This is a genomic window from Martinezella lusitana, from assembly GCF_016901135.1.
Classification (GTDB): domain Bacteria; phylum Pseudomonadota; class Alphaproteobacteria; order Rhizobiales; family Rhizobiaceae; genus Rhizobium; species Rhizobium lusitanum_D.
This window is the reverse complement of sequence record NZ_JAFEVL010000001.1, coordinates 76,492-100,411: the sequence shown is the minus strand read 5'-3', so window position 1 is coordinate 100,411 and position 23,920 is coordinate 76,492. Positions and strand designations below refer to the sequence as shown.

Annotated in this window: 22 protein-coding genes and 1 tRNA gene; 11 read left to right on the top strand and 12 right to left on the bottom strand. The window is 59.7% G+C overall.

All coding sequences use genetic code 11. The annotated features are described in order from the left end of the window. Positions 1 to 81: 81 nt before the first annotated feature. On the bottom strand, positions 82 to 858 hold the full coding sequence (locus JTP94_RS00445; protein ID WP_204848603.1) for a DUF3108 domain-containing protein: 777 nt from the start codon (positions 856 to 858) through the stop codon (positions 82 to 84). A 237-nt stretch (positions 859 to 1,095) separates the two neighbouring features. On the opposite strand from JTP94_RS00445, the gene rpmB reads away from it, so the two are divergent. Both rpmB and JTP94_RS00435 read left to right on the top strand, forming a co-directional pair. Beyond that, positions 1,096 to 1,401 (top strand): 50S ribosomal protein L28, encoded by a 306-nt coding sequence (gene rpmB / locus JTP94_RS00440; protein ID WP_204848665.1) that lies wholly within the window; start codon positions 1,096 to 1,098, stop codon positions 1,399 to 1,401. A gap of 113 nt (positions 1,402 to 1,514) precedes the next feature. Continuing rightward, entirely contained in the window at positions 1,515 to 2,150 is a 636-nt protein-coding gene (locus JTP94_RS00435; RefSeq protein ID WP_204848602.1) for a queuosine precursor transporter, read from the top strand. A gap of 29 nt (positions 2,151 to 2,179) precedes the next feature. On the opposite strand, the gene JTP94_RS00430 is transcribed toward JTP94_RS00435, so the two are convergent. The 4 genes from JTP94_RS00430 to JTP94_RS00415 all read right to left on the bottom strand — a co-directional run bounded on the left by JTP94_RS00430 (position 2,180) and on the right by JTP94_RS00415 (position 7,121). Next, positions 2,180 to 3,244 (bottom strand): esterase-like activity of phytase family protein, encoded by a 1,065-nt coding sequence (locus tag JTP94_RS00430; RefSeq protein WP_204848601.1) that lies wholly within the window; start codon positions 3,242 to 3,244, stop codon positions 2,180 to 2,182. 38 nt (positions 3,245 to 3,282) lie between these two features. Next, the gene (cobT, locus tag JTP94_RS00425) at positions 3,283 to 5,184 is read right to left on the bottom strand and encodes a cobaltochelatase subunit CobT (RefSeq protein ID WP_204848600.1); all 1,902 of its coding nucleotides are present in this window, start codon (positions 5,182 to 5,184) and stop codon (positions 3,283 to 3,285) included. 17 nt (positions 5,185 to 5,201) lie between these two features. Continuing rightward, positions 5,202 to 6,191: a cobaltochelatase subunit CobS gene (gene cobS / locus JTP94_RS00420; protein WP_034511583.1), complete on the bottom strand. Its 990-nt coding sequence runs from the start codon at positions 6,189 to 6,191 to the stop codon at positions 5,202 to 5,204. A 309-nt stretch (positions 6,192 to 6,500) separates the two neighbouring features. After that, entirely contained in the window at positions 6,501 to 7,121 is a 621-nt protein-coding gene (locus tag JTP94_RS00415) for a J domain-containing protein (RefSeq protein ID WP_204848599.1), read from the bottom strand. Between the two features lie 106 nt (positions 7,122 to 7,227). On the opposite strand from JTP94_RS00415, the gene JTP94_RS00410 reads away from it, so the two are divergent. Further along, positions 7,228 to 7,515 carry a BolA family transcriptional regulator gene (locus tag JTP94_RS00410; protein WP_204848598.1) on the top strand — a complete coding sequence of 96 codons (288 nt, stop codon included), beginning with the start codon at positions 7,228 to 7,230 and terminating at the stop codon, positions 7,513 to 7,515. An 18-nt stretch (positions 7,516 to 7,533) separates the two neighbouring features. On the opposite strand, the gene JTP94_RS00405 is transcribed toward JTP94_RS00410, so the two are convergent. From JTP94_RS00405 to JTP94_RS00395, 3 genes are read right to left on the bottom strand one after another with little or no spacing between them, the layout of a single operon-like run. Then, positions 7,534 to 8,844 carry an HlyC/CorC family transporter gene (locus tag JTP94_RS00405; RefSeq protein WP_204848597.1) on the bottom strand — a complete coding sequence of 437 codons (1,311 nt, stop codon included), beginning with the start codon at positions 8,842 to 8,844 and terminating at the stop codon, positions 7,534 to 7,536. After that, a complete protein-coding gene (gene aroB / locus JTP94_RS00400) occupies positions 8,844 to 9,974 on the bottom strand; it encodes a 3-dehydroquinate synthase (protein WP_204848596.1) in 1,131 nt (376 codons plus the stop codon). Before aroB ends, JTP94_RS00405 begins: the two co-directional genes overlap by 1 nt. Next, positions 9,971 to 10,564 carry a shikimate kinase gene (locus tag JTP94_RS00395; protein WP_204848595.1) on the bottom strand — a complete coding sequence of 198 codons (594 nt, stop codon included), beginning with the start codon at positions 10,562 to 10,564 and terminating at the stop codon, positions 9,971 to 9,973. The genes aroB and JTP94_RS00395 overlap by 4 nt, the downstream gene beginning before the upstream one ends. Before the next feature lie 158 nt (positions 10,565 to 10,722). Between JTP94_RS00395 and JTP94_RS00390 the strand changes: the two genes are divergently transcribed. From JTP94_RS00390 to JTP94_RS00370, 5 genes are all read left to right on the top strand, one after another. Then, positions 10,723 to 10,890, top strand: a complete 168-nt coding sequence (locus JTP94_RS00390) for a hypothetical protein (RefSeq protein WP_034511589.1) — start codon at positions 10,723 to 10,725, stop codon at positions 10,888 to 10,890. Between the two features lie 14 nt (positions 10,891 to 10,904). Next, positions 10,905 to 11,861 (top strand): site-specific tyrosine recombinase XerD, encoded by a 957-nt coding sequence (xerD, locus tag JTP94_RS00385; RefSeq protein WP_204848594.1) that lies wholly within the window; start codon positions 10,905 to 10,907, stop codon positions 11,859 to 11,861. Between the two features lie 63 nt (positions 11,862 to 11,924). Beyond that, positions 11,925 to 12,878 carry an acetyl-CoA carboxylase carboxyltransferase subunit alpha gene (locus JTP94_RS00380; protein ID WP_204848593.1) on the top strand — a complete coding sequence of 318 codons (954 nt, stop codon included), beginning with the start codon at positions 11,925 to 11,927 and terminating at the stop codon, positions 12,876 to 12,878. Positions 12,879 to 13,109: 231 nt separating this feature from the next. Beyond that, positions 13,110 to 14,399 carry a murein L,D-transpeptidase family protein gene (locus tag JTP94_RS00375; protein WP_204848592.1) on the top strand — a complete coding sequence of 430 codons (1,290 nt, stop codon included), beginning with the start codon at positions 13,110 to 13,112 and terminating at the stop codon, positions 14,397 to 14,399. Then, on the top strand, positions 14,392 to 14,625 hold the full coding sequence (locus JTP94_RS00370; RefSeq protein WP_204848591.1) for a sulfurtransferase TusA family protein: 234 nt from the start codon (positions 14,392 to 14,394) through the stop codon (positions 14,623 to 14,625). The genes JTP94_RS00375 and JTP94_RS00370 overlap by 8 nt, the downstream gene beginning before the upstream one ends. Before the next feature lie 227 nt (positions 14,626 to 14,852). Here the strand turns inward: JTP94_RS00370 and JTP94_RS00365 are convergent, their stop codons facing one another. Then, complete coding sequence (locus JTP94_RS00365) at positions 14,853 to 16,028, bottom strand: GTP-binding protein (protein WP_204848590.1); 1,176 nt, start codon at positions 16,026 to 16,028, stop codon at positions 14,853 to 14,855. Between the two features lie 15 nt (positions 16,029 to 16,043). Further along, positions 16,044 to 17,213 (bottom strand): D-alanyl-D-alanine carboxypeptidase family protein, encoded by a 1,170-nt coding sequence (locus tag JTP94_RS00360; protein WP_204848589.1) that lies wholly within the window; start codon positions 17,211 to 17,213, stop codon positions 16,044 to 16,046. 229 nt (positions 17,214 to 17,442) lie between these two features. Between JTP94_RS00360 and JTP94_RS00355 the strand changes: the two genes are divergently transcribed. Then, positions 17,443 to 18,603 carry a M20 aminoacylase family protein gene (locus JTP94_RS00355; protein WP_204848588.1) on the top strand — a complete coding sequence of 387 codons (1,161 nt, stop codon included), beginning with the start codon at positions 17,443 to 17,445 and terminating at the stop codon, positions 18,601 to 18,603. Between the two features lie 120 nt (positions 18,604 to 18,723). Further along, positions 18,724 to 18,800 (top strand) — tRNA-Arg (locus JTP94_RS00350). A gap of 332 nt (positions 18,801 to 19,132) precedes the next feature. Here JTP94_RS00350 and JTP94_RS00345 read toward each other — a convergent pair. After that, positions 19,133 to 21,826 (bottom strand): AAA family ATPase, encoded by a 2,694-nt coding sequence (locus tag JTP94_RS00345; protein ID WP_204848587.1) that lies wholly within the window; start codon positions 21,824 to 21,826, stop codon positions 19,133 to 19,135. Positions 21,827 to 21,944: 118 nt separating this feature from the next. Continuing rightward, positions 21,945 to 22,988, bottom strand: coding sequence for a hypothetical protein (locus JTP94_RS00340; protein WP_204848586.1), 1,044 nt, complete (start codon positions 22,986 to 22,988; stop codon positions 21,945 to 21,947). Positions 22,989 to 23,350: 362 nt separating this feature from the next. Between JTP94_RS00340 and JTP94_RS00335 the strand changes: the two genes are divergently transcribed. Then, positions 23,351 to 23,779 (top strand): hypothetical protein, encoded by a 429-nt coding sequence (locus tag JTP94_RS00335; protein WP_204848585.1) that lies wholly within the window; start codon positions 23,351 to 23,353, stop codon positions 23,777 to 23,779. The last annotated feature ends 141 nt before the right edge of the window (positions 23,780 to 23,920 follow it).

The following is a 23,920-nucleotide window of genomic DNA, read 5'->3' as shown; positions in this document are numbered from 1 at the left end:
GTGCGCAGCGGTTTTCCGTCCGGAATTGCGTAGAAATAACGGCTGAGGTCGTCAAGCGATTCTGTGAAGCGTTTGACGACCTCAGCTACCGTATTTCACGGCGGTTATCGTCACCGTCCCGTATTGCGTCGGGATGCGCACGTAGACGGGAGCATATACATTCATGGTATCCGCCTTGGCAAACCAGATCTCCATATTGTCGCTCTTGGCAAGATAGAGATAGTCCTTGCGGGTGCTCTTGTAGCCGCTCTTCGGCGTGAAGCGGACACCGCAGGCAATGGTCTTGCCCTTGAATCCATCAGTCGAGAACGGGTGCGATCCCTTCGGCGACAATTTCAGATCCATGCGCATCTCGCCATCGAAGACGGCCAGGGTCTGGTTGCAGAGATTGAGGCTGGGCGTGATCGGAAAGATCATGCCGGAAATGGGATCGAGCACCGACTTCAGATCGGCCTCACCCAGCGGGATCCAGCTATCTGACCGCTTCGGCTCCGGCACGATCGTATTCGAGGTCACATTGCCGTTGGTGTAGGCGACATCATAGGTGCGTTCTTTTTTGCCGCTTTTATAGAAGAGCGAGTAATGCGTGGCCTGCAATTTATTATCGCTGACGACGCCGGCTACATCAGTCCTCGCATCGATCGAGGTAACGAGATCCGCAAGGCCCGCGGACGTGATATCGCCGCGGATGGTGAACTGGTTACCCGTAACTTCGGTCTTGAAATCCGCCCTGGCGATCGGCAGGCCGGCGAGTGAAACGCGATACCGTGTTTCATGCCGTAGCACATCGGCCGACGCCAGGGATGGCATCGACGCGACGACGGCCAAGATAATAAGGCACTTCCGAATTTGAACCATGATCAGGGCCTTCAACGAGGATCAAGCAGGATATATAGGCACTTTACCTGCTTGCTGCGACCGCAAGAGAACAGCAGCTTTTTGACGGAATTGCGGGAAAACACAAGGTTTGGCTTGACGCGGCCGGCTGCTCTGACTATAGAACCGCAACTTTCCAATTATGGCCTCTTGGATTGCGCGTCGGGCTTTGCCCGGGATGTCTATCTGATGGCCAAGAAAAACAAAAGTAGGTGTACTATGTCCCGCATGTGCGAATTGACCGGCAAGGCCGTCCTCGTGGGCAACAATGTCAGCCACGCCAATAACAAGACCAAGCGTCGGTTCCTGCCGAACCTTTGCCAGGTCACGTTGATCTCTGACGTTCTTGGCCAGCGTTATCGTCTGCGCGTTTCCGCTGCAGGCCTGCGCTCGGTCGAACACCGTGGCGGCCTTGACGCTTTCCTTATCAAGGCTAGCGAAAATGAACTCAGCATACGTGCCCGCCTGCTGCGTCGCCAGATCATCAAGAAGACCGCTGAAGCTGCAGTCGCTGCTGCCGCATAAGCAGCTCTAGCACTCCGCGATATCATACGGGCTAAGAGGCTTGCACGGTTTCCGGACAAGCCTTTTTCCATGTCCGGTTTCCTCCAACTGGTGGCATCACCCAGGATAAAAAAATGCTGACGGCACGCCATACCCTTATCTACGTTCTGCTGATGACGCTCGTCGTCGTCGCCTCCAATATCCTTGTGCAGTATCCGCTGCAGGCTCAGCTTGCCGGCATCAACCTTGCGGATATCCTCACCTGGGGCGCCTTCACCTATCCGGTCGCCTTCCTCATCACCGATCTGACCAACCGTCAGTTCGGCCCGAAGGCCGCGCGCAAGGTGGTGTTCGCCGGTTTCGTCGTCGGCGTCGCCCTGTCGTTCTTCACGGCACAGCCCCGCATCGCGATCGCCTCCGGCTCGGCCTATCTCGCCGGCCAGCTCCTCGACATCTCGGTCTTCAATCGCCTGCGCCGCATGGCCTGGTGGCGTGCGCCGCTGTTCGGCTCGCTGATCGGCTCGATGCTGGACACGCTGATATTCTTCTCCTTTGCCTTCGCGCCCTTCTTCGTCTTCTTCGGACCAAACGATCCCTTCGCGATCGAATGGGCACCGATCCTCGGCGCTTTCTCCACCTCGGCCCCGCGCTGGATTTCCTGGGCGATCGGCGATTTCTCGGTCAAGGTAACCGTTGGCCTCGTCATGCTGCTGCCCTATGGCGCGCTGATGAACATGCTGAAGCCGGTCTCGCAGGCGCCGACTGCGTGATCGGGCAATAATTCTCGACCGAACCGCTTCTAGTTCTGGCTGACGAGGCTTTCTTCGCGCAGGCGGAACTCGAGTATCAGGCTGCGCTGCAGGATCGAGTGATTGTCATCCGAGACCAGAATAAGGTGCAGGGTGCCATCGGCCGCGCGGAACACGTCGATCCCTTCCATATTGTCGATCTGTTCTCTGGAATTGGCCTCGAAAATCACCTTGCCGTCCACGACCGCATCCGGCTTGATATCTGCGCCGGCAATGCGACGGATGCGCATGCCGAGACCATGGGCCAGTCCGAAGCGCCGCTCCAGCAGCAGCAAATCCCCGTCAGGCAGAAAGACGCCGTCGCTGGCATCGAAGTCGCCGTAATGCCGCACGGTGAAGCGGCCTTGCAGCGGTCCGTCGAGGATGGCCGCAAGCATGTTGCCCTGATCATCCAGGCTGTCCTCCGCAACGATGACGGCTGCTCCCGCAAGCGGGCTCGACCGCGGCGCGATCATTAAGGCTTCGAGGCTGCGATTGGCGCGCAGCTGCCGCCTGGGAATGAGGATGGGGATGGTGTCGTCCGGCGGCGAGGTCTCGAAACCCGGGTCGGGATAGGTATCGACACGATGATGCTGCTCGTAGCTCACGAGAACATGATCGCCGCGCAAGGCCAGCCCCTCGGCATCCATCGCCCCCTTGCCGGCATCGGTGCCACCATAGCGGTCGATCATCGGCATGATGCGCGCCTCGGTGACACCCTTCAGCCGGCCCTTGTCGTCACGCTCGATGGCGCCGGTCAACCAGTGGCCGGTGTCCAGTATCGAGATGAAATGACGTTGATCAGGGCGAAAGCGGATGGCCGAGATGGCGCCGAGGAGCGCATTGTCCGAACTGAGTTCAAGACCGCCGATGAATTCCAGCGCCCCGAACTGCGTTTCCTGCGAGCCCGGCCTGAAGGTGGAAATGACAGTGGCGCGAATATCGGCCGGACCGCCCTCATCGCCTTTGCCGCTGGAGCTGCAGCCGACGAGCAGCGCCAACATGGCCATCAGGCTGATGCATCTCATTGCGACCGGCCGGCCCTTGGAACCGGCATCGCCGGAGGGAAAGGGCATCGGCCGGGAGGCCGATGCGAAAGAAAGCCTGAGCGGGCTCAGCTTGCGCGGCGCATGCGCGAACGCGGCATGCTTGTCTTATCCTCGAACAGCGATGCGAGCTGCTCGGTCATGGCACCAGCCAGTTCGTCGGCATCGACGATGGTGACGGCGCGGCGATAGTAGCGCGTCACGTCGTGACCGATACCGATCGCCAGCAGCTCCACAGGCGAGCGTGTCTCGATCTGGTCGATGACCGCACGCAGATGCCGCTCCAGATAATTGCCCGGATTGACCGACAGCGTCGAATCGTCGACCGGCGCGCCGTCCGAGATCATCATCAGGATACGCCGCTGCTCGCGGCGGCCGAGCAGGCGGTTATGCGCCCAGATCAGTGCCTCGCCGTCAATATTCTCCTTGAGCAGGCCCTCGCGCATCATCAGGCCGAGATTGGCGCGCGACCGCCGGTAGGGCTCATCAGCGGACTTGTAGATGATATGGCGCAGGTCGTTCAGCCGGCCCGGCGTCTGCGGCTTGCCGCCGGCAAGCCATTTCTCGCGTGCCTGCCCGCCCTTCCAGGCCTTCGTGGTGAAGCCGAGGATCTCGACCTTGACGCCGCAGCGCTCCAGCGTCCGCGCCAGAATATCGGCGCAGGAAGCGGCAACAGTGATCGGCCGTCCACGCATGGAGCCGGAATTGTCGATCAGCAGCGTCACGACCGTATCGCGGAATTGCGTGTCGCGCTCCATCTTGAAGGACAGCGCCTGCATCGGGTCGATGATCAGGCGCGTCAGGCGTGCCGGATCGAGATAACCCTCTTCCAGGTCGAAGTCCCAGGAGCGGTTCTGCTGCGCCATCAGGCGGCGCTGCAAACGGTTGGCAAGCCGCCCGACCGCGCCCTGCAGATGCGCAAGCTGCTTGTCGAGGAAGGCGCGCAGGCGCTCGAGTTCCGCCACGTCGCAGAGCTCCTGCGCCGTCGTGGTCTCGTCGAACTCTTCGGTGTAGACGTGATAGTCGACTTTCTCGTTGAAGTCGGCGAAGGGCGCATTCGGACGGCGGGTCTCGCCCGGCGTTTCCGAATCTTCCTCGCCTTCCTCGCTCATGTCGTCGTCAGAGATCTCGCCGCCGTCCTCGGTCGCGCCGTCGTCCATCTGCTCATCGGAGGCTTCGCTGTCCTCGGCCGGTGCCGCATCCGAGCCTTCGTCTTCCTTGACGTCGTCGTTGTCCTGGTCTTCGCCGTTCGGCTTGTCCTCTTCGCTCTGCTGCTCATCGCTGTCGGGCTCCGACTGTTCGTCGCCATATTCCTCGGCCATTTCCATGGCCGTCAGAATATTGCGGACGACGCGGGCAAAGCTTTGCTGGTCGTTGATGGTCGAAAGCAGATTGTCGAGCTCGCCGCCGGTCTTGTCCTCGATGAAGGAGCGCCAGAGGTCGAGCACCTTGCCGGCGCTTTCCGGCGGCATCTGGCCGGTCAGCTTCTCACGCACGATCATCGCCATGGCCTCACCGACCGGTGCGTCTTCCCGCCGCTCGATGCCGGAGAAGTTCGCCTTGGCGTATTTCTCCGAATTCATCGAGCCGATGTTGGCCGCAACGCCGCTCATGCGCAGCGAACCGATCGATTCGACACGCGCCTGCTCCACGGCATCGAAGATAGCGCGCGCATCGGCGCCCTGCGGCGCCATGACGGCGTGGACGCGAGCGTCGTGACAGGCCAGCCGCAGCGCCATCGAATCGCCAAGCCCGCGCGTCACCGCCAGCTCATGCATTGTCGGCCGCTTCGAAAGCTCCGGCAAGCGAATACGCTCACCGGTCATCCCCGGGCGTTCGTTGGCGAATGCCACCTCGACCTCGGCATCGCCGGCGATCGAGCGCACGCAGCCGGTGATCGCACGGCGCAACGGCTCCATGTCCACCGGAGCACCCGGCTTCGCTTTGGAATTGTCTCCGCGACCTGACATGATGTGTGGGTTCTTCCCTAGGCTTCGAGCACGATGTTGGCAGCACTTTCCTTCAGCTCGATACCGAAGGCGCGCTGATAATGCTCGGCGACCAGCGGCCGCTCCAGCTCATCGCACTTGTTGAGGAAGGTGACACGGAAGGCAAAGGCGACATCGCCGAAGATCTCCGCATTCTCAGCCCAGGTGATGACCGTACGCGGGCTCATGACGGTCGACAGATCGCCGTTCATGAAGGCCGCACGCGTGAGGTCAGCGACGCGCACCATCTTGGAGACCGTGTCGCGGCCCTTGTCGGTGCGGAAGGACTTCACCTTCGCGAGCACGATAGCGACTTCGTTGTTGTGCGGCAGATAGTTCAGCGTCGTTACGATCGACCAGCGGTCCATCTGCGCCTGGTTGATCTGCTGCGTGCCGTGATAGAGGCCGGTCGTGTCGCCGAGACCGATGGTGTTGGCGGTCGCGAACAGGCGGAAGGCCGGGTGAGGACGAATGACGCGGCTCTGGTCGAGCAGAGTCAGGCGGCCCGACGATTCCAGCACGCGCTGGATGACGAACATCACATCCGGACGGCCAGCATCGTATTCGTCGAAGACGAGCGCGACATTGTGCTGATAGGCCCAGGGCAGGATCCCGTCCTTGAATTCAGTGATCTGCAGCCCGTCCTTGACGACGATCGCATCCTTGCCGACGAGGTCGATACGGCTGACATGGCTGTCGAGGTTGATACGCACGCAAGGCCAGTTGAGGCGCGCGGCGACCTGCTCGATGTGAGAGGATTTGCCGGTACCGTGATAGCCAGAGATCATCACGCGACGGTTATGGGCGAAACCGGCGAGGATGGCGAGCGTGGTCTCGCGATCGAAGAGGTAGTCCGTGTCCAGATCGGGCACGTAGGCGCCGCCCTTGCTGTAGGCGGGAACGCGAATGTCGGAATCAATACCGAAAACATCACGAACCGAAACGGTGGTGTCGGGAATCTCGGAAATATCAAGGTCAATCTTGCTCATCATGTCTCCAGGGCGGGTGGCTCTCACCCAGCCATATCAATCTCAGCCATTTTATCCGAAACGCCGCAGCTTTGTTGCCCGCATCCGTTCGGTCGGAACAGCGGCGATACTTCTCCGGGACTAAAGCAAAATCTCGGCGCGATGAAATGATCGCTGGCGAGCATCCTTGAACAGAGTCCCGGACAAGAAACGCCGCGTCCGGAAAGTTGACCGAGGTGCAGCCAGCCAAACGCGCACCCTGCCGCGGTTGCCCACGGCTTCAGCCGATTTGGACCATACCTGATTGAAGGCGGAGAGCAAGGACAGGAATTAACAAAAACCGTTCTGTTTCAATAATTGATAGGCCTGAATAACCGCGCGGAAACGCTCCTCGGAGCCGCGGTCGCCGCCATTGGCATCCGGGTGATGCATTTTCACCAATTCCTTGTACCGGCGCTTGATGTCCGGCGCAGAGGCATTGGCGCCGAGCCCCATCGTATCGAATGCTTTCGCCTCCAGCGTTTTCAGCTTGCGCTGCTCCGGGAAGCGCGGTCCGCTGCCGCGCCCATCACCATCCTTGACGAAGCCAAAGGGATCGCGAACCCGGGTATAGGCGCCAGAGCGGATTTCCGACTGCAAGGGGCTGTGCTTCGCCGCCTTGTTGACGCCGACGGTCCAGGTCGGACGATGGCCGGTAACGGCTTCCTTCTGGTAGCGCGCGATCTCCCCGTCCGAGAGGCCGGAGAAATAATTGTAGCCCTTGTTGTATTCCTTGACGTGCTCGAAGCAGAACAAAAAGAACTGCCCTTCCGCATTGCGCCCGACGGGTGCGCGATGCGTGCCATGCTTGTCGCAGCCGTCCCATTGGCACGTCGGCGGGCCCTGCTCGGGTTCCTGCGGGCGTTTGCGGCGGGTTCGAATGCGATCGAAGTATTTTGAATCAAGTCCCATAGTGCCCTAATTATGGGGCCTGGATTAGCCCACAACAAGAATTGACAAATGGGAATGTTGCAGGCTTTGTGGGAACCTTTTTCGCTAGGAAGGACGAAGCGGGAACATGGAAACGACACTGCAATCCCGCATTGAGAAGAAACTCAACGACGCCTTCGCGCCCGAGCGTCTTGCCGTCATCAATGAAAGCCACTTGCACGCCGGCCACCAGCCGGACATGACCGGAACCGGCGAGACCCATATAAGAGTTCGCATCGTCTCCGCCAAGTTCGCGGGCATGCCGCGCCTCGCACGCCACAGGGCGATCAACGATCTTCTGAAGCCGGAACTGGATGCCGGATTGCATGCGCTTGCCGTGGAGCCGGCTGCACCCGGAGAGGCGGTGCGCTGGTAATCTTGCGGTAGATGGCCCTTATTCCGGCTTGTTCTCTTCCGTCTCGGCGGGGCGAATGCGCAGCTTGGTGATGCGGTTTTTTTCCCGCTTCATGACGATGAAGCGCTTTCCGTAGAAGGTGAAGGCTTGCCGCTCTTCGGGAATGGTCATCGATTCATGAATGACGAGGCCGGCAATCGTCGTTGCCTCCTGGTCAGGCAGGTTCCAGTCAAGCGCACGGTTGAGGTCGCGGATAGGCACCACGCCATCGACCACGATCGAGCCGTCGGCCTCCTGCCGCACACCCTGGATGTCGATATCGTGCTCGTCGGCGATATCGCCGACGATCTCCTCCAGAATATCCTCCAGCGTCACGATGCCCTGCACCTCACCATATTCGTCGACGACGACGGCGAAATGCTGCTTGCGGCGCAGGAAGGCGTTGAGCTGATCCTCGAGATTGGTGCTGTCGGGCACGAACCAGGGCTTCTGCGCGATCTTGACGATGTCGAGGTTCTCCGGCTCGACATTCCGCTCGGCTAGCGCCCTCAGCAAGTCCTTGGCGTGGACGACGCCGATGATGTTGTCGATCGTGCCGCGCCAGAGCGGCATGCGTGTGTACGGGCTGTCGAGGATGGCGCGCACCACGACCTCGGGCGGGTCGTCGGCATTGATGGCGCGCATCGCCGTGCGGTGCACCATGATGTCGGAGAGTTCGAGTTCGCCGAGGTCGAGCACCCCGCCCAGGCGGTCGCGGTCTGCCTTGACCACCGACCCTTCCCGGTGCAGCAGATCCACAGCGCCGCGCAGTTCGTCATGCGCCGACAGCATCGACACCTCCTTCGAGAGGTTGATGCCGAAAATGCCAAGGATCCATCGGACGATGGCATTGACGAAGCTCGATACCGGACCGACGACGGCGACGAAGAGCCGCACCGTGCCGGCGACATTGAGCGCAAAGCGGTCCGGCGTCGAAATGGCCCAGCTTTTCGGCAGCACTTCGGCGAAGATGACGAGGATGACGGTCATGGCGACCGTCGCGAGCGCCACGCCCGAGTTGCCGAACAGTCCGAGGAAGACGCTGGTCGCCAGCGAAGACGATAGGATATTGGCAAGGTTATTGCCGATGAGCAGCGCGCCGATCAGCCGGTCCCGGCGCTCGATCAGCCGACGCACGATCCCGGCGTCCTCGTCGCCGTTTGCCTCCAGCGTATGGATGCGGCTGCGAGAGACGGCGGTAAGCGCCGTTTCCGAACCGGAGAAGAAGGCCGACAGCAGCACGAGCACAACGATCGAGATGATCTCGGGCCAATATTCGAACAGTACAGCCAGCGTGCCCTCGACCGTCATCAGGGATGCTTTTCCTTCAGGAAACTCAGGACTTCCGAGGACGGCACGTCGTCGGCGACAAAGGACTGGCCGATGCCATGGGTCAAAATGAACGTCAGCTTGCCGCTCTTGACCTTCTTGTCCTGCGCAATCGCATCCATCAGCGTCTCGGCAGGCGGCAGCTCGCCCGGGATATCGCCCATCCGGGTCGGCAGGCCCACGACCTTCAGATGCGCCTCGACCCGTTTTGCATCGTCCGGGCTTGCCAGATTGAGACGTGCAGAAAATTCGTGCGCCAGCACCATGCCGATCGCGACCCCTTCGCCGTGCACCAGCCGGCGGCTGTCATAGGCGGTGGCGGCTTCGAGCGCGTGGCCGAAGGTGTGACCGAGATTGAGCAGCGCGCGGGGGCCGTTTTCGCGCTCGTCAGCAACGACGACATCTGATTTTGCCTGGCAGCTTGCGGCGATCGCCTCGATGCGGGCCGCACCACCGGCAAAGACTTGCCTCCAGTTGGACTCGAGCCAGGCGAAGAAGTCGGGCTTGTCGATCAGGCCGTATTTGGCGACTTCGGCATAGCCGGCGCGGAATTCGCGCTCGCTCAGCGTATTCAGCACATCGATATCGGCAAGCACCAGATCCGGCTGGTGGAAGACGCCGATGAGGTTCTTGCCGTGATGGGTATTGATGCCGGTCTTGCCGCCGACGGAAGAATCCACCTGCGACAGCAGCGAGGTCGGAACCTGAACGAAGCGAACGCCACGGCGCACGATGCCGGCCGCAAAGCCGGCGAGATCGCCGATGACGCCGCCGCCGAGCGCGATCACGGCATCGTTGCGCTCGACACGCGCGGTCAGCACCGCATCGCAGACCGTCATGAGATGTTCGAAGCTCTTGGTCTTCTCGCCGGCCGGCAGCACGAGGCTGGATGCCTGGATGCTCGCGGCCTGCAGGCTCGCGACCAAGGCGTCGAGATAGAGCGGCGCGACGTTTTCGTCCGTGATGATAGCAGCCTTGCGGCCCTTCAGCCGTGCGGCGATCTCGCGCCCTGCCCGGGCGATCAGGCCGGGGCCGATCAGGATATCATAGGCGCGTTCGCCAAGAGGCACGCGCACCAGACGTTCTGCGGAAGCCGCTGTGATCGCATTCATGGTGTTTTGCTTTCTGCTTTCTTTCCCTCGGCGATGGCGGCAAGGACTTCCTTGACCATGGTCTCCTTGCCCACATCAAGGGACAGAACCGTGAGATCGGCTTCCGCATAGATCGGATAGCGCGCGTTCATCAGGTCCTCGAGGGTCTGTTTTGGATTCTCGGTCTTGAGCAGGGGACGCACATCGCGCTTGTTGACCCGATCCCAGAGCACGTCGAGATCGGCCTTCAGCCAGACGGAAAGACTGCCGCGTTTGACATGAAACCGCGTGCTCTCGTTGATGAAGGCACCGCCGCCGGTCGAGACAACACGCGGCCCGCCCTTGAGGAGACGCTTGATCACGCGCGTTTCCAGCGCCCGGAACTCCTGTTCGCCATAGGCGGCGAATAGTTCAGTGATCGTCATGCGCGACACGCGCTCGATCTCGGCGTCCGTATCGACGAAGGGAATGCCAAGCTGCTGGGCGACCAGCCGGCCGATCGACGACTTCCCCGCCCCCATCAATCCCACGAGGACAAGATTGCGCTGACCGAGCGCGGCGCGCGCCCTGTCTTTGAGGCTCTCTGCAAGGGTCAGGACTTGTTCACTCATCGGCCCATTCACAATTTCTTTGGAAACGGTATCGTCAAATGCGCCTGTAGCGTCAAGACGCCGCTGCGTAAACATGTCTGCAATATCCTTCAGCTAACGCTTGGTGGGTATAATTATTGCGTCGCCGGACTTATGACTGGGACGAGGAGAATTTCCGAATGCCAACCCTGTTTCGCTTCCTTGTCATCTGCGCGGTCATCGGCGGATCGATATATGGGGCAATGTGGGCGCTCGTGCTCTTCGTCGATCCGCAGCCGCGCGAAGTCACGATCCGCATTCCGCCGGAACGCATCAATCCGCCGGTCACCGGCTCGTTGAAGCCATGAATGCGAGGGCTGGGGTGAGAGATCTGGGCCGGGCGCATCTGGAAGCCTTCCTGGAGATGATGAGCGCCGAACGCGGCGCCGCAGTCAACACGCTGCAATCCTATGAGCGCGATCTCGAGGATCTCCACGGCTTCCTGTCCGAGCGCAGCGTCCGCCTGACCGAGGCAGGGCCGAACGATCTCGGCGCCTATCTCTCCGGCCTCTCGATCCAGGGCTTCAAACCCTCCTCTCAGGCACGGCGGCTTTCCGCCATGCGCCAGTTCTACAAATTCCTCTATGCAGAAGGCTTGCGCACCGACGATCCCACAGGAATCCTCGATGCGCCGAAAAAGGGCCGTCCCCTTCCGAAGACCATGGGCGTCGACCAAGTGACACGCCTTCTGACTCAGGCAGAAATGGAAGCGGCAGCCGAAGGCCCTGACCGGCTGCAGCGCCTGCGCATGCTTGTGCTGCTGGAACTGCTTTACGCCACCGGCATGCGCGTGAGCGAGCTCGTTACATTGCCGGCCAAGGTGCTGGACCACGAAGGGCGCTTCCTCATCATTCGCGGCAAGGGAAACAAGGAACGGCTGGTGCCGCTGTCGCAGTCGGCCATATCAGCGCTGAAGGCCTATGGACGGCTACAGGCAGCGCTGGCGGCAAATGCCAAAGAGCCCGCCCCGGAAAGCCCGTGGCTCTTCCCTTCGGCCTCCAGGCAGGGTTATCTGCCGCGCCAGGTCTTCGCTCGCGATCTCAAGGATCTTGCCATCCGCGCCGGGCTGACGCCTTCGATGATCTCGCCGCATGTCATGCGCCATGCCTTTGCAAGCCATCTGCTGGCAAACGGTGCGGACCTGCGCGTGGTGCAGGAACTTCTCGGCCATTCGGACATTTCGACCACGCAAATCTACACGCATGTGTTGGAAGAACGCCTTCATCAGCTCGTCCAAACGCATCACCCCCTTGCCAAACAGGCCAAAAAACAGGAATAGGACCGGCACAAGGGTTAAACCTGCCGTCGCTCGTCACGCGCAAAAGGATCGGAAACGCACCTCATGCACAATTATCTGGACTTCGAAAAGCCCATCTCGGATCTCGAAGGCAAGATTCACGAGCTCAAGAAACTGGCGAGCGAAGACGAGAGCATCGACACGTCAGACGAAGTGGGCCGGCTTGAAATCCGTGTCCGCGAGGCGATGGCCGACATCTATTCCAAGCTCAATGCCTGGCAGAAGACGCAGGTCGCCCGCCATCCGCAGCGTCCGCATTTCGTCGACTATGCCGAGGCACTGTTCACGGAATTCACGCCGCTGGCCGGCGACCGCAAATTCTCCGAGGATGCCGCCATCCAGGCGGGCTTTGCCCGCTTTCGCGGCCAGCCGATCGCCATCATCGGCCAGGAAAAGGGCAATGACACCAAGAGCCGCTTGAAGCACAATTTCGGCAGTGCCCGCCCCGAGGGCTACCGCAAGGCGATCCGCATCCTCGAAATGGCCGACCGTTTCCAGCTGCCGGTCATCACGCTGGTCGACACCGCGGGCGCCTATCCCGGCGTCGGAGCGGAAGAGCGCGGCCAGGCGGAGGCGATCGCCCGCTCCACCGAAATGTGTCTTGGCGTCAAGGTGCCGATCATCTCCGTCGTCATCGGCGAAGGCGGCTCCGGCGGCGCCATCGCGATCGCCACCGGCAACCGCGTCTATATGCTCGAGCATTCGATCTACAGTGTGATTTCGCCCGAAGGTGCAGCCTCGATCCTCTGGCGCGATTCCACCCGCGCCAAGGAAGCCGCCACCAACATGAAAATCACCGCCGAAGACCTGAAAGGCCTTGGTGTGATCGACGGCATCATTCCCGAGCCGCTTGGCGGCGCGCATCGCGATCCGCAGACCGTGATCGCCGCCGCGGGAGACGTGATTTCCAACGCACTTGGCGAGCTTTCCAGCCGTTCGGGCGAACAGCTGCGCAGCGACCGTCGCCAGAAATTCCTCAACATCGGTCGCAATCTCTAAACCGCATTCTGAAAACGTGATCGCGAAAAACGGGAATGAGGCCAAATCTTGGCCACATTCCTGTTATCGAAGCTTTTATGGCAAAGAAAAGCTTGCGACGCTTCGCGGGCACGTCATAGGCTGGTAAGGAATTTTCAAGTATAAGCCATCTATGATTCCGTTTCATGCTTCGAGGGGGGAGCGGCGAAACAGATCGAGCTGCCGCTCTTCGCATTTATGGGCCAAGTCAGAATGCGCATTCGTAACCTTGCTTACATCTTCCTGATGACGCTGGCGCTCGCCGGCTGCAACGACGCGTTGGATACCGCGTCGATCGATCTGTCGAAGGTGGCGAACAAGGTCGAACAGCCGCTTCCGAGTCATATCCTTGCCGACATGGCGAAAAAGGGCATGGACCGCAATTCGCCGATCATGATCCGCATCTTCAAGGAAGAAGGCGCGATGGAGATCCTGAAGGCGAACCAGAACAATCGTTTCGAAGTGATCGCCGCTTACAATATCTGCGCCTGGTCCGGCCGCCTGGGCCCGAAGGTCAAGGAAGGCGACCGGCAAGCGCCGGAAGGCTTCTACATGCTGACGCCGGCCAATCTCAATCCGAATTCGAAATACTATCTCGCCATCAATACCGGCTTTCCGAACCGTTATGACGCAGCCAATGGCCGCACCGGCGCCAATCTGATGATCCACGGCGCCTGCTCGTCGTCGGGCTGCTATTCGATGACCGATCAGCAGGTGCTGGAAATCTATGCCTTCGCGCGCGACGCCTTCAAGGGCGGCCAGAAGGCCATTCAGCTCGAGGCTTTCCCCTTCCGCATGACGGCGGAAAACATGTGGAAGCACCGGCTCAGCCCCAATATCGAATTCTGGAAGATGCTGAAGGTCGGCTACGACAACTTCGAAGTCACCAAGCGGCCGCCGGAAGTGGAAGTCTGCGAGAAGAAATACGTCTTCAATCAGCAGGCCAGCGGCCCGTTCAACGCCGGCGGCAAATGCCCCGTGATGACGGCTCCGCCTGCCTTGCAGATGGCTCTTGCCACCTACGACAAGCAATATCAGGCCGATTATGCCGCGGCCACGAAGAAATATAGCGACATGGCCTGGTATGACCCGACCGAAGCCGAGCGCAAGGCCGTCGTCGCCAAGCAGCGCAAGGGCCACGATCTTGCCTATGCGCCGACCGGCACGGCCCTTGCCGCCGGCAAGATGATGAAGGTCGCCGATCTCGAGTCGATGATGTCCAATCAATCGGCGCAGCAGGTCGCGCGCGGCGGCACTGTGGCAAGCCCGACGACGACGGCAAGCATTCGGCTCGCGACATCAGCTCCCGATGCGGCGGCGCAACAGACCGGCGGTCCCCTGATCGCGACCAACATTCCGGCGAATGTGCCGATCCCGATGGCGAACCCGATGAGCCCGGTCGTCTATCCGCTCGCCTACGCGCAAAATCCGGCTGTCGAAACCGCACAGACCGAGCCGGCAAAGAAGCCGCCGTTCTGGAAGTTCTGGGCGAAGAGTGAATAGTTTCGACGCCGAGATCTACGATCTGCGCGGACTGAAATGCCCCTATCCGGCGATCAAGACGGAAAAGCGCCTGCGCGGCATGCCGAGCGGCGCCACCTTGACGGTCGAAACGACCGATCCCCTCGCCGTCATCGATATTCCGCATCTCTGCAATGAAAAGGGCCATGCCCTGCTATCGAGCGAAAAGACCGATAGAGGTCATCGGTTCGTGATCCGCAAGGGGTGATCCGTTGCGGCCGGTGGGCCATCCTCGTGGTCCGAGGGTCGCTTCGCTCCCGCCTCACCATGAGGATGGAGCGAGTGCCGCCGTCCTCTAATCACCCCGAACCAGGCCTCAATGCATAAAGGCCAGCCGCACCCTAAAGATCAGCCTCACCCTGAGGTGGCCCGCAGGGCCCTCGAAGGGCGAGGCGGGTTGTTTGATGTGGTCGAAGCTGACCTAGAATCGGCTTCTCAGAACCTCATCCCCGGCACCGCCAGCGGATTGTCCTGCAGTGCGGCGCGATCCGGCGTGTCGACCCGCGGTTTGCTCAGGAACGCGTCGAACAGGCCCTTGACGAAATCTTCTGGCAGATCCTTGGTGATGATCACCATGCGCGTGCGCCGGTCCTGAGGATCAGGCCAGGCAGGCAGGCGCACCGGCGGATGAAAGATGTTCTGCACGCCATGCAGCACGACGGGACGCTCCGGCCGGTCGGACACGGCAACGATCGCCTTCATGCGCAGCAGCTTTTCGCCATGCGCCGAACGCAGCAGATCGATGAACATGTCCAGCGCCATCGGATCGATCGGCTGGGTCTCGACGATCGAGAACGACCGGATCGATCCGTCATGACGGGTCACGTCATGGGCGTGCTGGTGCCGATGGCCGTGGTGGTGATGGCCGTGCTCACCGTGATGATGGTGGTGGTGATCGTGGTCATCGTGGTGATGGTGATGATCATCGTCGGCCTCCAGCTCGTCATGCAGCCAACGGCTGACATCGGCGATCTTCGACGCCGGGTCGTAAAGGCCGTTGATGAGAATGGCGGCGCGGCCGGCCTCGTCGCTGTCGGCGTTCAGGATCTGCGCGCGCGGATTGAGCGCCCGGAGCCGGCCTTCCAGCAGGTCTTCCGGTGTCGCGCCGGCAATCCCGGTCTTCGAGACGATCAAGCGGTCGGCGACCGCCACCTGCTTGCGCGCCTCTTCATGGTTATCGAGCGTCTGCGGCCCGTTGACCGCATCGACGACGGTAATGACGCCATCGAGATCGAAATTGGCCGCGATGATCGGATTGCCCATGATCGACTGCATGACAGGGGCGGGATCGGCAAGGCCTGTTGTTTCGATGACAACGCGCTTCAGCGGCCGGATGCGGCCGGTCTGCATGGCATCCATGAGGTTCGCCAAGGTATCCACCAGCTCGCCGCGCACCGTGCAGCACAGGCAGCCGTCGGACAGCTCGATGATGGAATCGCCGGAGCTCTCGACCAGCAGATGGTCGATGCCGACATCGCCGAACTCGTTGATGATGACGGCCGCATCGCGCATGTCCTCATCCTTGAGGATGCGGTTGAGCAGGGTCGATTTACCCGCTCCGAGAAAGCCGGTCAGGATCGCGACCGGCACTCTTTGCTGCGAAACGCTCATGGTTCCAATCCGATATCAGAAAGTGGGACGCGGCATCGGGATCGGGACATTGTCCGCCGCCCGGCCGGAGATAGCAATCTTGTCGCCCTTGATGGCTTTGTCACCCTTGGCGGTGGCATCGTCCTTATCGCCCTTGCTGGCGGTCATGACGTCCTGGCCGCCGATCAGGCCGGCATAGACGAAATTCGGCTCGTGATCCATTTCGTGGATATAGGGCGACTGCACCTTGGTGCGGCCGAAGGGATCGCGGGTTTCGCTGCGCGCCTGTGCGCCCTTGGCGCTGCAGATCTCAGCGGTGACATCGGCGACATCGGCCGCCTGCGGCCCGTCAGGACGCAGGCTTGCCAGCGTCTCCTTGCCGGAAAGCTGGTTCTGGAAACCCTTTTCCAGAAAATTGGCGGAATCGTCGGCGCGCGCCGCGAGGCTGTCGGTGCCGAGCACGACTGATATCAGCGTGCGGCCGTTGCGGGTCGCCGATGCGATCTGATTGAAGCCTGCCGCACAGATGAAGCCGGTCTTCATGCCGTCGGCGCCGTCGAAGCGGCCGATGAGCATGTTGATGTTCGGCACCTGCTTCACGCCGTTGGTGAAGCCTTCCAGCGAGAAATAGCCGGCATATTGCGGAAACTCGCGGCGCAACGCGACGCTGAGAACGGCAAGATCACGCGCCGTCGTATATTGCCCCTTGCCCGGAAGACCATTGGGATTGATGAAATGCGTGTCGCGCATGCCGAGGCGGGCCGCCTCCGCGTTCATCCGCGCCACGAAGCTCTGCTGCGAGCCGCCCACGGTCTCGCTGACCGCCATGGCGAGATCGTTTGCCGATTTGACCAGCATCATCTTCAACGCATTGTCGAGCGTCATCTTCTGGCCGGGCTTGAAATACATCTTGGCCGGCGGCTGCGCCGTGGCGAGCTTCGACATGACGACCGGCGTGTCGAGATTGATCTGACCGGACTGGATGGCGCGGAAGGTGACGTAGCTCGTCATCAGCTTGGTGAGCGAGGCGGGATACCAGCGGCGGAACGCCTCCTGCTGATCGAGCACGCGCCCGGTGCTGACATCGACGAGGACATGCGGATTGGCTCCGGCCGTTTGCGCGGTCGACAGGAAAAGCATGGATGCGGCTGCGGCCACGGGAACGAGCCGCAGGGCGGCATACAAACGATTCTGCTTCGTCGGCACGATCTATCCTTCAGAGGTCCGGAATTTTCTCGAAAGCTTCGTCTATTTAACCTATATGGCTAGGAGAAGGCAAAGGCGATTGACGACTTTATTTCCCCAGAGGCGAGACGCTTTGGCATCACGACCTTTTGATCGTGCGTGATATTGGAAGATGCGCTGCGCTGGCCAAGGCTATGCGACAAACCGAAGAGTTGAACCAGAACAGATATTGAGCAGCAGGAACATCAGCATGCCGATCTTGAACAGAGCCGCCGAACTCCAGGGCGAAGTGACCGAATGGCGCCGCTACATCCACACGCGGCCGGAGCTTCTCTATGCGGTCGACAATACCGCCGCCTTCGTCGCTGAAAAACTCCGCTCCTTCGGCGTTGACGAAGTGGTGACGGGCATCGGCCGCACCGGTGTCGTCGGCCTGATCCGCGGCAAAGGCGAGGGACGCACGGTTGGCCTCCGTGCCGATATGGACGCCCTGCCGCTCACCGAGATCACCGGCAAGCCCTGGGCTTCCGAGACACCGGGCAAGATGCATGCCTGCGGCCATGACGGCCACACCGCCATGCTGCTGGGTGCTGCGAAATATCTCGCCGAGACCCGCAATTTCAACGGCAATATCGCCGTCATCTTCCAGCCGGCCGAAGAAGGCGGCGCCGGCGGCGACGCCATGGTCAAGGACGGGATGATGGAGCGTTTCCAGATCGCCGAAGTCTACGGCATGCACAACCTGCCGGGCTTGCCCGTCGGCCACTTCGCTATCCGCAAGGGCCCGATCATGGCGGCAACCGACGAATTCAACGTTTCCATCAAGGGCGTCGGCGGCCATGCCGCCATGCCGCACAAGACGATCGATCCGATCGCCATCGGCGCGCAGATCGTCTCCAACCTGCAGCTCATCGCCTCGCGCAGCGCCAATCCGCTGAAATCGGTCGTCGTCTCTGTCACCACCTTCAATGCCGGCAATGCGCACAACGTCATCCCGAGCGAGGCGAGCTTTGGCGGCACGGTGCGCACGCTCGATCCCGAGATGCGCGACCTCGCCGAACAGCGCTTCAGGCAGGTCGTCTCCGGCATCGCCGCCAGCCACGGCGCCGAGGTGGAAATCGAGTTCCACCGCAACTACCCCGTCACCTTCAACCATGCCGACGAAACCGACCACGCCACCGCCATCGCCGAGGAAATCGCCGGCGCGGGCAATGTCGTCCCCGACGTCGACCCGATGATGGCCGGCGAGGATTTCTCCTACATGCTGCTCGCCCGCCCCGGCGCCTTCATCTTCGTCGGCAACGGCGATTCGGCCGGCCTCCACAACCCGGCCTACGACTTCAACGACGAAGCGATCGCCCACGGCATTTCCTACTGGGTGCGGCTGGCCGAACAGCGCCTCAACGCCTGAGACGCCGCCACCATTTTCCGTGCGCCCCACCCGGGCGCACGGCACCGCAAAAGCGAATTGTCCCGAGGACGTAAAAGGGCTTGGCTTCGCGCCTTTGCTTTTGTATGGATCATCTCAAGTGGTCTCGTAGCTCAGCAGGATAGAGCACCAGATTCCTAATCTGGGGGTCACGCGTTCGAATCGCGTCGAGATCACCATTGTTTTCTATCGCTTAGTATGGATTTCTCAGCCGCTCGTGGAATCGCTCAAAAGGTTTGTCCCTACGAGCGCTGATATGTCCCTGAGGCTTCAATAGGTTTGTCCCTGAGATAAATCAGCATAATTTTCCTCAGATGCTACCTGTGTTGCCCCTAACCCACATCATACGGCGCTGATGGCGTCATCTGAGCTGTCTGGAGATCGATAAATTGTATCGGAAATGTCTGATCCATTTTATCTTGGTTAGTCAGGGCAGCGCGTACTAAGTCGGACGACCGCTTCCATGACGCACGAGCATTCAAGTTGAAATCGAAGTTCACCTCGCCGTGGACTAACGCAGCGTCTCGGCCTTTTGCGGAGCCGACACGGCTTTCCGCCGGGTGGAGGCCAGTTCGTCACGCCTCTTTCTAAGCTCAGCGAAATAGGTCCTCACCGTCTCAACTTCGCGCTTCATATCATCGACGCTGGGAGAATAGGGCAACCTGCCTTTGGACCAGTCGTGACCGGAAAGCTCTGAGGTCTTGCGCATTCCGAAATGTATCGTGGTAAAGTCACTGTCCCTGACCTCAACCCCACTCAGAGACTGTGTCATCACTCCGGGCTGGAAGCGGCCGACAACACCATTGAGAAGCATCTCCTCGACCAAGCGCTCCCAAGTCTCTCTCAGCCCAGTGAAGAAATCGGTGATTTCACGTTCGTAAGCCTCGGTGTCTTTCGATGCCCTACTGGCCATGGATGTCAGCTTGATGTCCAGCGCCGCCAAGCGATCCTTGGTGGACTTGACTTGCCATGGAGCATCGTCGTTTCGAACCGTGCCAAAGCCATGTTCTTCAGTTTTCACGATCCAATGCCGTAAGACTTCGACTTGAGCCTCCATGGCCTGATGCCAGAGTTCATAATAGAAGCTCAATTCATGGGTGAATACGATCACCTGACGGTGCTTGGCTTCCGAAAGGATACGAGTGGCCACCTGCCTAACATGCTTATGGTCGAGCGAGGAAACGGGGTCGTCTAGGATCACGCCGTCATGGCCGTCAATGGAAGAGATTTCGGCGAAGAAGCACGCGAGCGACAATGCGCGGAATTCACCCTCACTCAAGATATTCGAGGTCTTTGCTGAAATCGACTTCGACAGGTCGGGCCCAACATAACTGACCCCCTTATCGGTCCGTCCAGTCACAACGACAGGCAGGTACCCTATGCCCAAGTCGCCTATTTCCTTCTGTAGCCTCCCGCGGAAGTCTTCGGTCAGGTACTTCTCGCACAGTTCAGTATTCTTGGATGAGATCGGCGCGCTATGGCGAGAAGCGATGCATCCGGAAAGCTTCGACAAGCTGACCAGTTGGCTCCTTCGTTGGAGGACCGCTGGCAGGTTGTCATGCAGCTGCTTGCGTCCGCGAAGATCGCGGAGTTCGGTCTTGAGACCGGTCAAACGCTCTGGATCAGTCGCGGCAGCCTGATCCGCCGCTGCGGCCGCCGCTAGCGCGTAGGCCCAAGTTTCGACCTCGCTGGACTTGCCCGGTTCCAGTACGCCAAGGACCATCACGTCTTCGAGTGACTCGGCAGACTTCGTAAGAGCTGACCGAAACTGATCAGCGGATACCAACCAATTGAGTACGTCATTCACGACACTCGCTTCCGAGCTGCCTTCCACGAAGAAAGGGGTCAAAGCGCTGACGATCTGATCGGCCGACGGCAGAGTCAACTGTCGTAGAACCAATACCTCGGAGGTCAGAGACGCAAGCGCTGACTCAGCTTGCTTTTCCGCTTCGTTCGCAATGAGCGCCCGGAACTTCACCAGTCTGTCGAACGCCCCATTCGATAGTTTCTGAGCGCAAAGGGGGCAAACTTCGTTATCGCCATGCGACGGTAATTCCGCCCCGTGAAACGCGTCAGCGTACACCGCTACCGCATACCCAAACATCTGCTTCCACGGTTCCGAGCCGATTACTGTTGCAAGCGGGTCTTCGCGGAATTCGAGGCTAGCGGCAAGCGTCGCCGCTTGCCGGGTTGCGACGCATTTCGCTATTGTGGAGTTCAAACGCGCGACCGCGTCGGCAGACAATAGGTTTTCCGCATGCACGAGCCGCTCTTTGAGCTTTTCCAAAATGCCGACACCGCGAGTCTTCTCTTTGGCAAGAGCTGCCCGGTCGCTACGTATATCGTCCTGCACCAATTCGATCCTCGCGTCGTCAGCTGACGACCAAAGCGCGAGATTCTGGAAAGCTGTCGCGCTTGGAATGGATTTCAAGGCGGTCTTCTCGTTGAGCTTCCCGATGGCTTCGGCCTGTGGGGTGTCCCGCTCTATGTCGGGCAGAGGGCTGGCCACAATCGTCTTTATCGGCTCCATTTCGTCGTGCAGGCGTCGGCTTAGTTCTGTGCACGCCTTGACCACCCGCGGCAGCACATCCAACCCCGCCGGCAGAAACTCGATTTTGTCTTGCTTATCGGCATAGAGAGGTGCCAAGCGGCTGTCGAAGACGCTCACTCGGGACAAGGCTTGCGGAGGCGGAGCGCCCGTTTCCCACCGATGATCCTGGACTTCGGCTTGCCCTACTTTGAAGCGTACCGTGAGAGATGGCTTGGAAAGCCTGTCCGTCGAGTAGGCATTCTCCAGCACGACTTCGTCATTGCGCTCTCGCCGAGCGCGGCAAATCTGCTTTAGAAGCTTGCAGTAACCGCTCTTGCCACTTCCGTTTTCACCGTAAACGATCGTCAACCCATTGACCGCGAAAGACAGCGTTTGTCCGGATGCCAACTGCATCGCGCTACGAATGTCGTTGATCGAACCGAGCACTACAGGATCAGCGCCGTCAGCTCTATGCAACACGTGATCGACAGTAAGCGGGACTGGATCACCGGGCGCAACGGCGAGTTCGATTCCATTTGCGGCCTTAATTATGGCCAAGACCTCAACATAGTCATTTTCGACCAGATCAGGCTGCGTGTAGATGCGCCGGAACAAGTCCTGTTCCCATGTTGGTCTCGTCTTCGCAAATGCGAGCAGATCATCGGTAATGCTCATAGAATCGCTTGCCCAACGTTTGTGATTTGGGCAACTTACACTCGCAGAGTATGCCTTCAATCCCTCAACTAGGTCGCGAACAGGTTATTATTCGCCACTCCTATTTTCTGGCACGCCTTTAACGGATCGACCGCTTTCGCATTAAATCGGCTAACTTACTTCTGACGTCTGTCCGGAAGTTTTCGTGACGCTGCTGAGGTGTTTTATCTCTGGGAAAATGGAAGTCATGTTCCACCCACTCAAGTCCTCCGAGCGCCTGCGCCATTTCCGGAACCACCCGCCGCTTGACAGCTCTGTAAATCGAGGATCGAAAGCCCATGGTCTCCACGAAAAAATCTCCGGCGTGCTGGTCACCTTTTCCAAACCTCAAGATAAAATCTGGTATGAGGATTGGAGGCGCTCCTCGCGCCTCGATTTCCTGATTATCGCGCTCGGGGATCGCATCTTCCGCCTGTTCAAAGCGTTTGCCGACATCTGAAAGTGGCTTCTCTATCTCGAAGTCGAGACGTCCTGAATATTCGGCTTGAATCGTGCTCAGGTATTTGAAGGTCTCGCGTTCGTAGTTGCTATCCACCAACATCAAGTTGTCATGCGAGTAGCAAGGGTGAACGTAGGCCCTGATTACCTCGGGAGGAGATGACTGAGATTGCTTTGCAATCAGTCCAATTGCTAGATATGGACGATCTTTTCTTCGCGGGGCATCATCGCGTCCGAAGATCGCGATCGGCCCAGCTACAGGAACTCGAACCTGGTTGCTGAAGACAAGGCTCCCATTCTCGACGCAGAGCGCTTTGAGTAAAAGGATACCGTGTTCTCGGGAACCCTTGGGCCAGGTGAAACGACGGGCATTCTCGTCAAAGTCACGAAGGAATTCTGTGAGCTTGGGAGGGTATTTGCAAAGCATGGGCTTCAATGGAACATCGCCCGCGAGCTTATATTTTTCCGCTTGCTTCGCCACCAAATTGAATTGCTCGCTGATGGACGTGGCTACGGACGTTTGCTTCTGCAATCCGGAACTCTCTGCCAGCGCGACGAGGACTCGAGCAAGCTTTGAGCGGCGAACGGTATTTGTCCTGGCGGTTCTGTCTTCTTCCTGTGCGCCCCTGTCTGATGCGAAAGCCGAGAGGATGTTGAAAGCCTTCTCGGGGGGATGCGGGCGCATGCTTCTTACCACAGCTAGCTGACGCAGCGGGTCTATGGCAAAGGGACAGTCATGGTGATGAGAATTTGAGGAATTTATCCGGCGATGGACATAGGCATATTCATACGGGACCAGCAAAGTGTCGCGGTCCTGGTTACACGTGCAGAAAAACCAGTGTCCGGCATTCTGTGTTGTCTCCACGACTAATTTTGCGTTCCTTCGAGCAAACGTCGATCCACCCTCGCGTCCGAACGCGAGTATCAGGCGCTTCGTATCGTCTCCCGATACCTCCGTTAGCTTTTCGCCACGCTTCCCAACCAACAACATCAGCGATCCTTGTCACTTGCGTAGCCAACGCGAAGTCTGGCTGCGGAGGTGAGCCAATGAATGTTGATCGCGCGGAACGAACTTTATTGTTACTTGCTGAGGGTGAACGAGGCGTAAAACTGGAGTTTGAACGGACAGACGGAGCGGTCGGAGCGGTCATTCAAATCACAGGTGGATTTGGAAACCCTGCCGAGGTTCACATTGAACTACATGCCTTCATCCAGACGCCCACATCCACGAACAGGACCACACAAGCGGGTCACCTGAACGTCGAAGATGCGGTTGGCGCGATCGTAAAATTCCTTTCTACATTCGTTGAGGAAAACCTCGTTCTGAAACCGTCATCTTGGGAGCGGCTGACCGAAATCTATGCGGCTTGCTGCGGTGATGAGAGGGAGACCGCATTCCAGACTTTACTGAAATTCGAACACGAGTCATGCGAGCTAGGTGGCAACCACCACCATTTAGGGGCCGTTGCTGGCTAGCGAGTTTCAAGAACTAGCCATGGCGATAATGATGCGATCTGCAACTAGCGATCCAGGGGCTCATGCGATTCGAGCAGCCGAACTGGCATCACGCAGCCCAATATTTCGTCGTCAGAGAGCGCTTAGATTGCCGGGAGTTAA

Coding starts and splice junctions, on each gene's coding strand:
- JTP94_RS00340 (WP_204848586.1), bottom strand. CDS start 22,988: ATGCGCCCGCATCCCCCCGAGAAGGCTTTCAACATCCTCTCGGCTTTC.
- cobT (WP_204848600.1), bottom strand. CDS start 5,184: ATGTCAGGTCGCGGAGACAATTCCAAAGCGAAGCCGGGTGCTCCGGTG.
- cobS (WP_034511583.1), bottom strand. CDS start 6,191: ATGAGCAAGATTGACCTTGATATTTCCGAGATTCCCGACACCACCGTT.
- JTP94_RS00430 (WP_204848601.1), bottom strand. CDS start 3,244: ATGCCCTTTCCCTCCGGCGATGCCGGTTCCAAGGGCCGGCCGGTCGCA.
- JTP94_RS00335 (WP_204848585.1), top strand. CDS start 23,351: ATGAATGTTGATCGCGCGGAACGAACTTTATTGTTACTTGCTGAGGGT.
- JTP94_RS00395 (WP_204848595.1), bottom strand. CDS start 10,564: ATGAGTGAACAAGTCCTGACCCTTGCAGAGAGCCTCAAAGACAGGGCG.
- JTP94_RS00390 (WP_034511589.1), top strand. CDS start 10,723: ATGCCAACCCTGTTTCGCTTCCTTGTCATCTGCGCGGTCATCGGCGGA.
- JTP94_RS00435 (WP_204848602.1), top strand. CDS start 1,515: ATGCTGACGGCACGCCATACCCTTATCTACGTTCTGCTGATGACGCTC.
- JTP94_RS00380 (WP_204848593.1), top strand. CDS start 11,925: ATGCACAATTATCTGGACTTCGAAAAGCCCATCTCGGATCTCGAAGGC.
- JTP94_RS00365 (WP_204848590.1), bottom strand. CDS start 16,028: ATGAGCGTTTCGCAGCAAAGAGTGCCGGTCGCGATCCTGACCGGCTTT.
- aroB (WP_204848596.1), bottom strand. CDS start 9,974: ATGAATGCGATCACAGCGGCTTCCGCAGAACGTCTGGTGCGCGTGCCT.
- JTP94_RS00415 (WP_204848599.1), bottom strand. CDS start 7,121: ATGGGACTTGATTCAAAATACTTCGATCGCATTCGAACCCGCCGCAAA.
- JTP94_RS00405 (WP_204848597.1), bottom strand. CDS start 8,844: ATGACGGTCGAGGGCACGCTGGCTGTACTGTTCGAATATTGGCCCGAG.
- JTP94_RS00345 (WP_204848587.1), bottom strand. CDS start 21,826: ATGAGCATTACCGATGATCTGCTCGCATTTGCGAAGACGAGACCAACA.
- JTP94_RS00355 (WP_204848588.1), top strand. CDS start 17,443: ATGCCGATCTTGAACAGAGCCGCCGAACTCCAGGGCGAAGTGACCGAA.
- JTP94_RS00410 (WP_204848598.1), top strand. CDS start 7,228: ATGGAAACGACACTGCAATCCCGCATTGAGAAGAAACTCAACGACGCC.
- JTP94_RS00445 (WP_204848603.1), bottom strand. CDS start 858: ATGGTTCAAATTCGGAAGTGCCTTATTATCTTGGCCGTCGTCGCGTCG.
- JTP94_RS00375 (WP_204848592.1), top strand. CDS start 13,110: ATGCGCATTCGTAACCTTGCTTACATCTTCCTGATGACGCTGGCGCTC.
- rpmB (WP_204848665.1), top strand. CDS start 1,096: ATGTCCCGCATGTGCGAATTGACCGGCAAGGCCGTCCTCGTGGGCAAC.